This window comes from Paraburkholderia sp. A1RI-2L (assembly GCF_048957375.1).
Lineage (GTDB): Bacteria > Pseudomonadota > Gammaproteobacteria > Burkholderiales > Burkholderiaceae > Paraburkholderia.
This window is the reverse complement of sequence record NZ_JARBTA010000004.1, coordinates 454611-467087: the sequence shown is the minus strand read 5'-3', so window position 1 is coordinate 467087 and position 12477 is coordinate 454611. Positions and strand designations below refer to the sequence as shown.

Annotated in this window: 14 protein-coding genes; 8 read left to right on the top strand and 6 right to left on the bottom strand. The window is 63.5% G+C overall.

What is annotated here, in order from left to right:
• Positions 1-20 precede the first annotated feature (20 nt).
• The 4 genes from PWP93_RS30540 to PWP93_RS30525 are packed head-to-tail and all read right to left on the bottom strand — an operon-like array spanning position 21 to position 4552.
• A complete protein-coding gene (locus tag PWP93_RS30540) occupies positions 21-1433 on the bottom strand; it encodes an efflux transporter outer membrane subunit (RefSeq protein WP_421047345.1) in 1413 nt (470 codons plus the stop codon).
• A complete protein-coding gene (locus PWP93_RS30535) occupies positions 1427-2326 on the bottom strand; it encodes an efflux RND transporter periplasmic adaptor subunit (protein WP_421047344.1) in 900 nt (299 codons plus the stop codon). Before PWP93_RS30535 ends, PWP93_RS30540 begins: the two co-directional genes overlap by 7 nt.
• Position 2327: 1 nt before the next feature.
• Positions 2328-2552: a DUF1656 domain-containing protein gene (locus PWP93_RS30530; RefSeq protein WP_421047343.1), complete on the bottom strand. Its 225-nt coding sequence runs from the start codon at positions 2550-2552 to the stop codon at positions 2328-2330.
• Positions 2549-4552 (bottom strand): FUSC family protein, encoded by a 2004-nt coding sequence (locus tag PWP93_RS30525; protein WP_421047342.1) that lies wholly within the window; start codon positions 4550-4552, stop codon positions 2549-2551. Before PWP93_RS30525 ends, PWP93_RS30530 begins: the two co-directional genes overlap by 4 nt.
• A gap of 535 nt (positions 4553-5087) precedes the next feature.
• Here PWP93_RS30525 and PWP93_RS30520 point away from each other — a divergent pair.
• The 6 genes from PWP93_RS30520 (at position 5088) to PWP93_RS30495 (ending at position 8581) form a co-directional block, all read left to right on the top strand.
• A complete protein-coding gene (locus PWP93_RS30520; protein WP_421047341.1) occupies positions 5088-5534 on the top strand; it encodes a hypothetical protein in 447 nt (148 codons plus the stop codon).
• Between the two features lie 394 nt (positions 5535-5928).
• Positions 5929-6189 (top strand): hypothetical protein, encoded by a 261-nt coding sequence (locus tag PWP93_RS30515; protein ID WP_421047340.1) that lies wholly within the window; start codon positions 5929-5931, stop codon positions 6187-6189.
• Between the two features lie 92 nt (positions 6190-6281).
• Positions 6282-7253, top strand: coding sequence for a LysR family transcriptional regulator (locus tag PWP93_RS30510; RefSeq protein ID WP_421028616.1), 972 nt, complete (start codon positions 6282-6284; stop codon positions 7251-7253).
• Positions 7254-7334: 81 nt separating this feature from the next.
• Positions 7335-7487: a DUF1328 domain-containing protein gene (locus tag PWP93_RS30505; RefSeq protein ID WP_421047339.1), complete on the top strand. Its 153-nt coding sequence runs from the start codon at positions 7335-7337 to the stop codon at positions 7485-7487.
• 371 nt (positions 7488-7858) lie between these two features.
• Entirely contained in the window at positions 7859-8116 is a 258-nt protein-coding gene (locus tag PWP93_RS30500; RefSeq protein WP_421047338.1) for a CsbD family protein, read from the top strand.
• Between the two features lie 126 nt (positions 8117-8242).
• Positions 8243-8581 (top strand): BON domain-containing protein, encoded by a 339-nt coding sequence (locus tag PWP93_RS30495; protein WP_421047337.1) that lies wholly within the window; start codon positions 8243-8245, stop codon positions 8579-8581.
• 289 nt (positions 8582-8870) lie between these two features.
• Here the strand turns inward: PWP93_RS30495 and PWP93_RS30490 are convergent, their stop codons facing one another.
• Both PWP93_RS30490 and PWP93_RS30485 read right to left on the bottom strand, forming a co-directional pair.
• On the bottom strand, positions 8871-9110 hold the full coding sequence (locus PWP93_RS30490) for a DUF2795 domain-containing protein (RefSeq protein WP_421047336.1): 240 nt from the start codon (positions 9108-9110) through the stop codon (positions 8871-8873).
• A gap of 218 nt (positions 9111-9328) precedes the next feature.
• Positions 9329-9676, bottom strand: a complete 348-nt coding sequence (locus PWP93_RS30485) for a chemotaxis protein (RefSeq protein WP_421047335.1) — start codon at positions 9674-9676, stop codon at positions 9329-9331.
• A gap of 272 nt (positions 9677-9948) precedes the next feature.
• Here PWP93_RS30485 and PWP93_RS30480 point away from each other — a divergent pair, with 272 nt between their 5' ends.
• Positions 9949-11154 (top strand): paraquat-inducible protein A, encoded by a 1206-nt coding sequence (locus PWP93_RS30480; protein ID WP_421047334.1) that lies wholly within the window; start codon positions 9949-9951, stop codon positions 11152-11154.
• A complete protein-coding gene (locus PWP93_RS30475) occupies positions 11151-12440 on the top strand; it encodes an MlaD family protein (RefSeq protein WP_421047333.1) in 1290 nt (429 codons plus the stop codon). The genes PWP93_RS30480 and PWP93_RS30475 overlap by 4 nt, the downstream gene beginning before the upstream one ends.
• Positions 12441-12477 lie beyond the last annotated feature (37 nt).

The window sequence follows — 12477 nt, the reverse complement described above, 5'->3', positions numbered from 1 at the left end:
GCTGCGTGACTAGCGGAGGGTCACTGCCATCCGCCTCCCAACGCCAGAAAGGTGGCGATTTGATCGTTGTTGACATCGGCCTGCGCAAGCGCGACGGCACTCTCGGCTGCTAGCCTCGTGCGTTGCGCATCCAGCGCTGCCAGACCTCCGACCTTGCCGCCGCGCCACAGCTCGTTGGTGCGGGCGTCGACTTCACGCGCTTCGTCGCGAGCGGATTGGAGCCGCTCCAGCCTGGCGAGTGCACTCGCGTAATTGTCGAGCGAAGTTTCCGTTTCGCGCAGCGCTGCGAGCACCGTGCTATCGAAATGTGCGAGGCTCGCGCGGCTCTGCGCACGCGCAGCCGCAATCCGGTCGCGAATCGCGCTGCGATGGAGATCCCAGCTGACCATCGGGCCCACAGCAAAGCGGTTCGTGAGTGGGGAAAGGAAACTGGTGGCCGCACCGGTCGATCCGATCGACGCTCCAATCTTGATGTCCGGATAGAGCGCCGCCGTCTCCACGCCGATATCCGCAGTCGCTGCGGCCAGATGGCGTTCGGCTGCGCGAATATCGGGCCGGCGGCTCAACAATGCGCGGCCGTCGCCCGTGGGAAGCGGCGCCTTCAACTGTAGCGGCGTGTGGCAGGCGAGCAGGGCTTTGTCGTAGTTGGCGGGCGGCTCGCCCATCAAGGTGGCTAGACGAAACGCGGCGTTCATGCGGCCTGCTTCAAGCGGAGCGAGTTGTGCGCGGCTGCTCTCGATTTCCCCTCGCTGCTGGTCCTGGCTGAACGCGGGGGCACGGCCGTTCGCAATCAGTTCTCGCGTGAGTGCGAGGCGTCGCTCCTGCACGGCGATCTGCTGTTGCACAATGTCGATCTGATTGCCGGCGTTGCACAGATCCGAATAGGCGCGCGCCGTTTGCGCGGCGACGTTCACGCGCACGAGGTCCCGGGCCGCGACGACCGCGTCGCGATCGGCTGCAGTTGCCTCGATGCCGCGGCGAATGCCGCCGAAGAGATCGAGGTCGTAGCTGATAGAAACACCCATGTCGTAGATCTCGTGCCTGGGCGGCTGGACATGCGAAAGCACGGCCTGCGCAGACTGCTGGGTGTAGCTGGTGGACGCGCCGATTGCGACAGACGGTTCGCGCGCCGTGTGTGCGAGCGCGAGCAGCGCATCGCTGCGTTCGAGATTGGCCTCTGCGGCCTTGAGATCGACGTTGTTGGCAAGCGCGTTGTCGACCAGGCGATCGAGCACAGGGTCATTGTAGAGGCGCCACCAGTGATCGGGCAGTGCATCATCCGAGGCCACGGTCGCCCCGGAAATGAACGTACCTTGCGCCACCGGCGCGTTGACGAGCGCTTGTGGCGGGACCTTGTAATCGGGACCCACCTCGGCGCAAGCCGCGAGAAGCACACTGATCGCTACAGCCGCAACGGCTCGCGCGCTTACCATGGCAAGCTCCGGCGTACCGCGACATCGCCCGCACGCGCTTGAATCTCGACGGAAGCCGTCTGACCCGGCACGAGACGCACGCCAGCGGGCACCGAGTCGATCGCAATGCGCACCGGGATACGCTGCGCAAGACGGACCCAGGTGAACGAAGGGTTCACGTTGGCGAGTTGCGCGTCGCCGCCTTCGCGTTCGCGATCCTGCACACCGCCGGCGATGCTCTGAACGTGGCCGCGAATGGCGGTGGCGACGCCCATGAGATAGACGCTGGCCGGATCTCCAACGTGTATACCCGGCAGCTTGGTTTCTTCGAAGTAGCCTTCCACGCGCAACGACTGGTTGCTGACGAGCGCCATCGCCCCCTTTCCGGCAGTCAGATACGTGCCGGGCAGCAGGCCCACATTGGACACCGTGCCGTCGACGGGCGCCCGTACGAGCGTGCGATCGAGATTCAATGCGGCGAGGTTGCGGGCAGCCTGCGCCTGCGCAACGGCGGCACGCAGCTTCTGCACACGGGCCGTGCCTTGTTCTGTGGACTCCGTTGCGACCACGTCGGGCATGGAGCGGTTGCGGCGGTCTTCGCGTACGGCCTCATTGAGGTCGGCGCGTTCACTCTGGAGATTGGCGTCGGCCTGGGCGAGTGCAATCTGGTAGCGCGACGGGTCGATCACAAGCAGAACTTGCCCCTGTTTGACCGTTTCGTTGTCATGTACGCGCACATCGGTCACGAGTCCGCTGATATCGGGGGCGATCGGCACGATGTCGGCGCGCACCTTGCCGTCTCGCGTGAGCGGCTCGATCTGGTAGCGAACCCATAGGGCGTAAATGGCGGCCAGGATGCTGAGGATGATCGCTACGGTGAGGCCGGTGCGCAAGAGGCTGGAAGATCGCTGCATGTCAGGAAATGAAACCGTGGGGGCAACAGGCGTCGGCGAGGCGGGTGAGTCCCCACCAAAGTGCGAAGAAGGCGGCGAGATCGATCAACGCGGGATGCCACAGCACTTGCCGCAGAGGCAAGCGCAACAGTGCACCGCGCAACAGAAACGTGACGATCAGTGCGATGGCGGCCCAGAAGAGCGCCGCCGGCATATAGACCCCCAGAATGCGGATCTCTTCAATCATCGTTCGACCTCTCGGTGTTGATATGTCTGCGGGAACAGGTTGCATCGCAAGCCAACGAGCGCCATGAGTGTGGGGTCCGCACGTTCCAGTGGCTGGCCGGCGACAAAGTCGATCGCGCGGTCGAGCGCTTCGAGCAATTCGGGCGAGCCGGGCAGCGGATGATGGGCCGCGAGCCTCGCGCGGTACAGCTTCGACACTTCGCGCAGCGCCGTTTCGATGGCGATGGGCGTGGCCGCATCGCGGCTCGCGCGACCCTCGCGCGCGCGAATGAGGTTGCGGCCGATACGCAGGTCGTCGAGACCATCGGCGGCGTGCAGCACATCGTCGGCACTCGCGAGCGCCATGCGTGCCGCAACCTGGCCAAGACGGTCGACAGCCTGTGCCGTCCAGGCCTGCGCATCCAGCGGATGAGCCATATCCGCGAGTTGCGCGAGATCCGCCCAGCTTTGGCGCACAATCCGATAAGCGGTCCAGCGTGAACTGGCAGAACGAAACAGCCGGGTGACGACGAGGGTGGTGACGATGCCGCCAATTTGCGCAAGCCCCGTATTGAGGAAGCCCGCGAAGTCGGCCTGAAAGCGGTCGAGAAAACCCATCGCGACGATGAAGCAGGAAAGCATCGGCAGCGCGCGCGCGCTGTGCGCCGGATCGGCCTGGAGATACCCCATCCATACGAGAGCCGGCGCGAGCGTCACGATGAGCATGATGGCTCCATCCACGCGCGGCAGGATCACGAAGAGGTAGAGCGCAGCCAGCGGAAACGTCATGAGCGTAGCGATCAGATAGCGGCCTATCACCGGCGCGGGGTCGTCCTGAGCGGCAAACGAGCAGGTGACGAGTGCGGCGAACGCAGCCGTTGCAGCGCCGCTGGGCCACGCGAGCAGAATCCATACGGCGCAATAGATCATGATGGCCGTCGTCATTGCTGCGCCGGCGAGCAGTGCCACGCCATGGTCCCGCGCTAGCGGGAAATTGTCGTTGCTCGAGGCGAGTTGCATCGTGGGGCCATGCACGGGCTTGTCCTCGACGAACGCGCGAACCAGGCCGCGCGCAGCATGCAGTGTCTCGATGAACTCTGCGGTGCGCTCCAGCAGGTTCGCGGCGAGCAAGGACTGCCATTGCCTGCTGTGCAGACGCTCCGCAGCGAGGGCGCGGCAGCGGGCGACCAGGTCGTCGTCACACGCATCGCCCACTTCCTGCGAGGCGCTCAGGCTGCTCACCAGTGAATCGATCAGCGCTTCGGTTTCGCTGTCAACTGCATTGAGCGAGCGAAGCAGATCGAGCCGGTTCGCGGCCGCGGATGCAATCGAAAGCAGCGTAGCGAGCCGATGCTGCAATTCGGTCACGGCGGAACGCGTCGCATAGGCGAAGCGATGTTCGGCGCGCAGATTCACGGCCATCATGCCCAGTTCGGTCACGTCGGCCGCGAGCTTGCGACGGTGCTCGTATTCGAGGCGCGTGTGCTGAACGCCGAAGGCTTCACCCGTCCAGCGGCAGGCATCGTTCAGGAACGACAATGCACGCTGGTGAATGACGGAGCGAATATCGACAGGCCGGAAAATCCAGTGTGCAGTGGTCACACAAAGAATGGCCACCGTCATCTCCTCGACGCGCGAAATCGTCGTCGTGAAAATGTACGAAGGATCATCCAGATATGGAAAGCAGATGACGGCCGAACTGAATGCCGCCATCTGGAAAAGGAAGGCGCGCGGCGTGCGATCCAGCACCGCGAGATAGATGCACAGACCGATCCAGATGGCCAGGCAGAGAACCAGCAATACAGGGGAATTCTGCAGATTCGGCGCGATTGCGATCGTAACGAGCGCGCCGGTAGCGATGCCGGCCAGGCGATAAAGCACGCGCGGGCGAAACGCGCCCGCCATGGGCTGCGCCGTAACATAGACCGTAAGGAGTGCCCACCATGGTCGCGGCAGACTGGCCGTGAACGCGATGACTAGCACAAGTGCTGCGGCCAGATAAGTGCTCAGCGAGAAAAGCACCTTTCCAGAATCAATGGTGAATGCGTCGCGCGACCGAAGCGGCGCGGCAGAGGCATGCGGCACGGGAAATCCTGTGAAATTCTGCGAAGACAACGGCCGGTGGTATCAGGCGCGAAGCGCGGTCTGCATCGTCACAGCGGGTGGTGTGCGTCGACGCGGGTCGCCTGGGTGACAAGCGGTGGCACTTGCCAAACGGTGAGGGCAGAGGAAATGGCGGGGATGATCTGTGTGGGGAAAAAGTTCCACACGGAAAGTACTGGATATACAGGCATTTTTGGCGCGAGCGCACCACGTGCCGCGCCGGGGCAGGGCATGTCGATATGCGCTCTGACAATCAGGGTCAGTGATAGATCCAACGAATGGATCCGGGTTTTACTCTATTGCGGACGCGACAAATTGTGCCTGCCGCCCGATGGCGCGTCCAAGTCGGATTTCTGAAAGAACCGATCGGTTTTACTTATGGCAATGCTGGGCGATCACGCGGGAGCGCGGCACCATCCATGAAATGGTCACGAGGTGATCATCGGTTTCCCTTATGGAGCAGATCGATTTTTCGGCTTGGACATCGTGCGCCAGACGCTGCATGCTTCGGTCCGTCGATCCGCCGCCTCACCGGCTTACGGTACGCGGGCCGGATGGATCGACAAAATCGTATCTGGATTTTCGCAAGGAACTGAAAATGAAGAAGCAATCGATGACCCGCCTCGCGGCAATTGCGCTTGTCTCCATGGGCGCGTTTGCGACCGTATCGGCGCAGGCTTATGCGCAGACTGATGTAGCCGACGCACAGGGGCACCCCGGCGGCGCTCGCGCCACGCTAGTCGCTGATCTTCAGGGTACGGTTGCAGGCGTACAGCGTGAAGTGGCAGAAGACCACGCGCCGGCAGCTGTCGCTGCTCAACATACGAAGGCTGCGCGGGATCGGGCAGCGAATGCATGCGTCGGCCCCGTGAGTTTCTGTTCGGTGTTCTTCGGTAGTTGAGCCATTTGCGCGAGCGGGCGTCTGTCCCTCGCTCGTGCTAGTTCCGCATTGAATCGAATGCCTTTCTGATCTTCTCCTGATCAACCGTCGGGCGAGCGTAGCGGAAGCCTCGTTCGAGCGGCCATCGTTCTCTCCCGACTGACCTTCCCATTGGCGCGCCACGCAGCATCCGGCGCGCTTTGCTTCGTTGCGCGCCTTCGGCTCCATTGGCCGGCAAAAGCCCGAAACTAATCGTTTATCCTTATAGACTGAATCGAAAAAACGATTTGGACAGTCGCCCGAGTTTGTCGCATGATTCATCCGTCGACAGCGAAGCAGGGAAACAGAACGATGCGAAGCAGGCATCCTGATTCAATGATTCGCAGTTCGAATTTAATCATTCTGGAGTTCAATCATGTTTAAAGTTTCGTCCGCCAAAGTCATCGTTTTTGCCATCGTTTCGTTCGGATTCGCCGCAGGCGCGTTCGCACAACAAAGGCCGACTGAGAAGGACCCTGCTGTAGCTGCGAATCAGTCACACCCGTTGCAGGTCGCGGCCACGCAAGGCGTGGCCAGCAAGGACACAACCAAAGCGGCTACGCCCGCCGCGGGCAATCAAAACCCGTCTCCTTGCGTCGGCCCTGCAAGTTTCTGCAATATCTATCTCGGCAGCTGAACCCATTCCTGAATGGCGTCTATCCAAAGCCGCAAAGGCGGTGTCCAGACGCCGGTCGACGTCCGATTTTTCATGCTGATTCAGGTGTCAATTTGAACCATCTCATCGCTGCCATGCGTACGTTTCTGAAAGTTGTTGATATGCATGGCTTTACACGAGCCGCTGAGCAATTGCAGCTTTCACCTGCAAGAGTGACGCGCCATGTCAGCGAACTGGAAGCACATCTCGGCGTGCGGCTTTTCCAGCGCTCGACACGCCGAATTGTGCTGACCGAGGTGGGGGCGCGCTATGCGGATGGGTGCCGCGCGCTATTGGCCGACCTCGAGAGAATCGAAACCTGCGCGATGCATGAGTCTGGCCGCGTTTGCGGGGACCTGCACGTGGTCGTGCTCGGGAGCCTCATGTCGCCCGAACTCGCTGCGCTGTTTGCAGATTTCAGGGCGCGCTATGCCGACGTTGCACTGCGCATCACCCTGACCGAAGCGGAAGTCGACCTGCTCGCAGGTGGTTTCGATGTCGGGATGGTCGCCGACAGGATGATCACCTCCGTATCGTGGGTTTCGCGCGCGCTTGCGCGCGCACCGCTCGTGGCCGTCGCCTCACCCGCATATTTGATGGGGGCGCCAGCACCGCTGCGGCCGGCTGATCTCGCCAGGCATCGCCTGATCACCCATACGGCTCACGGCAAAGTACTGCATTTAACCGACGGAGACGGCATTGATCACAGCGTTCCACACGAAGCAAGCTTCGCGGTAGACAGCGCGCTGATGCAAAGGCATATCGCGCTTGCCGGCGCCGGTATCGCCGTCGCGCCCGAGTTCGTGGTGGCCAACGACGTGAGGTTCGGCACGCTGATCCGGGTGCTGGATGAATATCGAATCGGCAACGACGACGTCACCATAAACATCGTCTACCCGGCGCGGGAATTCCTCCCGGGCAAGGTGCGCGCATTTGTCGATCAGGCGGTCTCGCATTTTGATCGGCCCGTTATTCGTTCCGAAGCGCAACGTGAATTTCGCCAGCGCGAAGTTGTGTTGCGCGATAGCGAGGTGTTGCCTGTTTGAGCCGAAACCGCGAGGTGTGGAAGCAGGACGTGGCAAGTTCCGGAACGTCGCCGCAACCCACAAATTCACCTGGAGAGGTTGGTGATTGTTGCCTTCGTATTTTTTGTTGTTGCATCGGTGTCCGCGGTGTTTGCCTTTGGTGGCGCTACCAGCGCGATACACGGCTTCGCACGGGCGATATTCAACGTCGCTGTGATCCTTTTCGCCCTGACGCTCGAATACCGCAGAAGGTAGCAAACGGACTAAATGCAAGTCCGCCGCCATTGGTGCCGCGCTGCTGTACAGCTTCCTGACGTGGCGGAGCAAGAGCGGGACGTCGACGCGCGCGTGCGCCTCAAATCGGACCCGGGTACGACATCTGTACTTTGCCAAGGTACGACACTACTACTTTGCTCTTACGCTTAAAACATTGATAATTTATCTTATGTAAAATAAAGGGGAAGAAAACCATCAACGTACATGATCCGGCCAGGCGCTTCCCCTTCGCCTATTTCGTGCACGAAAAATGGGCGTGCAACGGTTGCGCCGTTGCTTTTCCCCCGGGGTCCCCATAGGTACGATGGCTGCTCCTTCACGCCATTACCCACATCGCAAGGAGCACGATCATGGAAAGGACACACGCACGCGGCATCGTTGATGAAATGGCAGGCGGCGCCCAGGCACTCGCTGGTGACGTTCTCGGCGATGCGGAAATGCAGGTCGCCGGCAGAGTGAAGGCGCTGTACGGAAAATCGCACCGGCTCGCGAGCAACGCCGCGGATGCCACACGCGGGACCATCGTGGACAATCCGCTCGCGGCGCTGGGCGTGGCGGCAGGCATTGGTCTCGTATGCGGCGCGCTATGGGTGTGGAAGCGCGAATGAGCGTCGCGCCGCAAGCCGAAGAATCCGGCGGCCCAACAGCAAGTTTCTCCGCTTGCCCCCCCCTTGAACGAGGAGGCCAATATGCGATGCCGCCTGTCACGGTATTTTCGCTACGCTGGTTGGGGCGTGGGATTCGCGCTCGCGAACGCCGGCGCATTTGCCCAGTCCGGCTCTGGCGCCGCGCGCCCGGAGGTTCCTCCACCGCACGGCCTGGTCGCCGGGAGTTCGTCGGTCGGCTCAGAGACGAACGACGCGATCATCACCGCCCGAGCGAGAGCGGCGTTGCTCGGCACTGCTGATCTCGACTCGAACGATGTGCACATTACGACGAATCGCGGTGTCGTGACGCTCACGGGTACGGTCTCCGACGATGCACAGAAGAATCGCGCCGCCCAATCCATTCAAGAACTGGACGGAGTCACCTCGGTCACGAACGCGCTACATGTCGGCAAGACCTCGCACTAACGCGACTAACATGCGCATGAGCGCCGCCGCGAACGCCGCGGACGCTAGTCCGCGAGACGGCTGACCGTCAAAACCCGCAGCAACGCCATCGGCGCGGCCAGTGCGGTCGGCCCGAAGCGCTGCTCGCGAAGCTGCACTACAACGAGCCGGGTGCATTCCCGACGCCAGCATTACGACGTATCGCAGACGATCGCCGAACAGGTGCTGCTTCCGGCCGGCGCAAGGCGCCGCCCGAGACACTCGTGATTACTGCCGCCCTCCGGAAGAGGACGGCTCGACATGGCATACGTCAGGGGGCCTCGTTGCCCACGCCTTTCGACACATCGGCGGGATTCGCGAATTCGCGCTCCGGCAGGCCGTCGAGGGCGTGCACGACCTCCTCGCTCGCGCCGTTCGAACGCGCGCATTCGAGCAGACTTTGCTTGTCCGCCGGATAGGACGCGCCCTTTAGCGCTTTTTGCACGTCGATGAAGCGATGTCCAGCGTTGCTGTCGTGCGATGAGGCGTGCCCTCGGGAATGCTGAGTCATGATCGTCACCTCCTGGGTTGCGTTGGCGTAGTGAAACCGTGCAACGGATGTGCCGCAAGCGCGCCCACGCGTCGCGCAGCCACGCGCCGTCACGTCACGCGGCGTTTCATCGCTTACCTGTAGCTTCTACATGCGCGGTTCGACGTTTCTCTCGCGCTCACTTCGCGACGGCTCGATGCGTTACGCCCTTCGCTTCCATTGAGCGTCGCGAGCGGCCCTCAAGTCTTGCCTTCGTCCTCGTTCTCTTCTTCGTCCGCGCCCTCTTGCGCCTGTTCTTCCTCGATGTCGTCCGGCAATACATCGCTGCCCGGGCGCAGCGTCTCGTCACCATCGGCGCTGGCGCGCTCACCGGTGCCGCTGCGGTCGGTGTCGCTCTGCGCTTCGTCGGCGCCGGCTTCCAGCGCGTGATTGTCGAGTTCCGTGTCGCGATCGAAGTCGTGGCGCTTCGCACCTCTGCTGTCGCTGCCCGTATCGGACGAGTCCCCAGGGCCCAGTGCCTCGTTGTCGTGGCCCGGTGCGGCAGGTTGCTGTGTCGGTTCGTTGTCGGGGTCCAGCGTGCTGTTCATGACGTCCTCCTTTGACGACGCGTGGTTGGCGCGATGCTCTGCGCGGATGGCGAGCGCGGCAAGTCGCCCTCTCATTGCAGCAGTCTGCGTTCCTTTGCGAATCGCGGTGCGGGCGCCGCGCATTTTCTCGAGCTGGGCACAATCGTTGCTCGAACGGGCGGCAAAGCGGCGCCGTTGCCGGCGCGCGCAGGACACGCGATGAACGGCCCGCTGCCAGCGCCTGATGAAAAGCCAGCGACCGAACCAGCGAACAATCGAGCGGATGAACCAGCATGACACTCGGCTGCCCCGAATGCGGCGCGCTTCAGGACCTTCCGCCGCTCTCCCCGCACGGAATCGCGCGTTGCCGGACCTGCCATTACCCGCTGGAGCGGCGCAGCGGCCGTAGCGTGGACGCTGCACTCGCCTGTGCGGTCTGCACCTTTGTTCTGCTGTTCCCGGCCAATCTCGCGCCATTGATGACGGTACACATGCTGGGCGCCGAGCGCTCGTCGGTGCTCGCCTCGGGCGTCGTGGCGATCTGGCGCGACGGCTCGCTGATCCTCGCGCTGCTGCTCGGGGCGTGCGGCATCGTGCTGCCTTTCGTGCGCTTCGGCGGCCTCGTGCTCGTGCTGGCCGCGGTGCGCTTCGGCTGGCGCTTCAGGGGCATGGGACGGCTCTTTCGCTGGACCATCCGGCTCGACGCCTGGGCCATGCCCGACGTTTATCTCATGGGCTGTTGCGTCGGCTATGCGCGGGTGACGCAAAACCTTACGGGTACGATAGGCGTGGGCGGATATTGCTTCATCGTCGCAGCGTTGATGTCGATGCTCGCACGCGCATCGCTCGATCGCCGCACCGTGTGGCGCGCGCTCGCCGCGGAACACACGCTGCACCCGCGCGAGCGCGCCCTGTCGTGCACCGTATGCGATCTGGTCGTGCCCGTGTCGCACGAAAACCGGCCCTGCCCGCGCTGCGGGTTGAAGCTGCACGTGCGCAAACCCGACGCCGTCGTGCGCGCGGCGGCCCTCTCGCTCGCGGCGCTCGTGCTGACGGTGCCAGCCAACCTCTATCCGATGACCGTCTCGCTGCAACTCGGCCAGCACGATTCGCACCGCATCGCCGATGGCGTCCACGAGCTCTTTCTCGCGGGCCTCTGGCCCTTCGGCATACTTATCATTGGCACGAGCATCGTCATTCCCGTGGCCAAGATCGTCGGCATGGGCTGGTTCATCGCGTCCGTGCGGCGGCGCTCGCGCCGGCATCTGCGCACGAAAACCCATCTGTACCGCTGGATCGACGAGCTGGGCCGCTGGTCCAATGTCGATGTCTTCACCATTGCCGCCTTCGTGCCGCTGATCCATTTCGGCGGCATGGCGCAAGCGCGCCCAGCGATCGGCGCGACGGCATTCGCGCTCGCCGTGATGCTCACGATGGCGGCTTCGCACGCGTTCGACCCGCGCATGATGTGGGACGTGCATCTCCGGAGCCGGCCATGACAGACGCGCGCTCGCGGCGCACCCAGGCCGAGGTCCGTCGCAGCGCCTGGCCAGGCTGGATCTGGGCGGTCCCCATTGCGGCGATCTGCGTGACGGGATGGCTCGGCGTGCAGGCGCTGGTTCACAAGGGGGAGACCGTCACGGTCAGGTTCGACAACGCCTATGGCATGGCCGCAGACGAAACGATCGTCACGCTGCACGGCGTCAAGGTGGGCCAGGTGTCGAGCGTGGCGCTCACGCCCGACGGGCGGCGCGTCGAGGCGAAACTCGAAATCGACCGCAAGGACGCGCCATACCTGCGCGCCGGTACGCAGTTCTTTCTGCGCGGCGCCGAGCTGGACTTGAGCGATCCGGCATCGATGAAAGCACTGCTCTCCGGACCCGAGATCGTCATGGAGCCAGGCCGCGGCAAGCCCGCCACGCACTTCGATGGCGCTGAGCGCCGGCCCGCGCTCGCGCCGCTGCATGGGCCGATGGTGAGCTATGCCGTGCGCTTCGAGGGTGCCGCCGGCGAGCTCAAAAGCGGCGCCAATGTGCAATTGCGCGGATTTTACGTGGGCACGGTCACCGGTGTGCGCCTGAACTATGACGCCGGCACGGGAGCACTGAGCACGCTCGCGCAACTGGCGCTCGATCCATCGCGGCTTGGCATCGCAGGCGTGGCGGCGCCAGCCAACGGCGACTGGCGGCCGATCGTCGACACCATGCTCGAACGCCTCGTCGCTCGAGGCTTACGCGCGCGTCTGTCGCAAGACCCGCCGCTCGTGGGACCGCGCAAGGTCGTGCTTGACTTCGTGAAAGCCGCGCCCGCCGCCACCCTCACTGCCGAAAACGGCGTACCGGTGATTCCGGATGCGCCATCCGCCGATCTCGACGCCATCGCCGCGCAAGCCAATGACGTCGTGGCGAAGATCGACGCACTGCCGATCAAGGAAACGGGCGACCAGGTCCGCAGCATCGCGGCCCACGTTGATGCCTTGAGCAACTCGCCGCAGATCCGCGAGAGCCTCACCCACATCGACCGCTCGGTGGCACAGATCGACCGCACGCTGCAACAGGTCTCGCCGCAAGTTGGGCCGCTCGTGGCGCAACTGCGCGAGACCGCGAAGGCGGTCGATAGCACCGTCGCCGCTGCGAACCGCACGCTCGGGGGCGATGTATCAAGCCAGGACGATCTGCCCGCTGCCCTGCGCGAGTTGAGCGACGCGGCGCGCTCGGTGCGAACGCTCGCTGACTACCTCGACCGTCACCCTGAAGCGCTGGCGCGCGGCCGGCCCGAGGAGTAGGCCCATGATGCGCCGCTCCCCGCGACCGGCTACACGC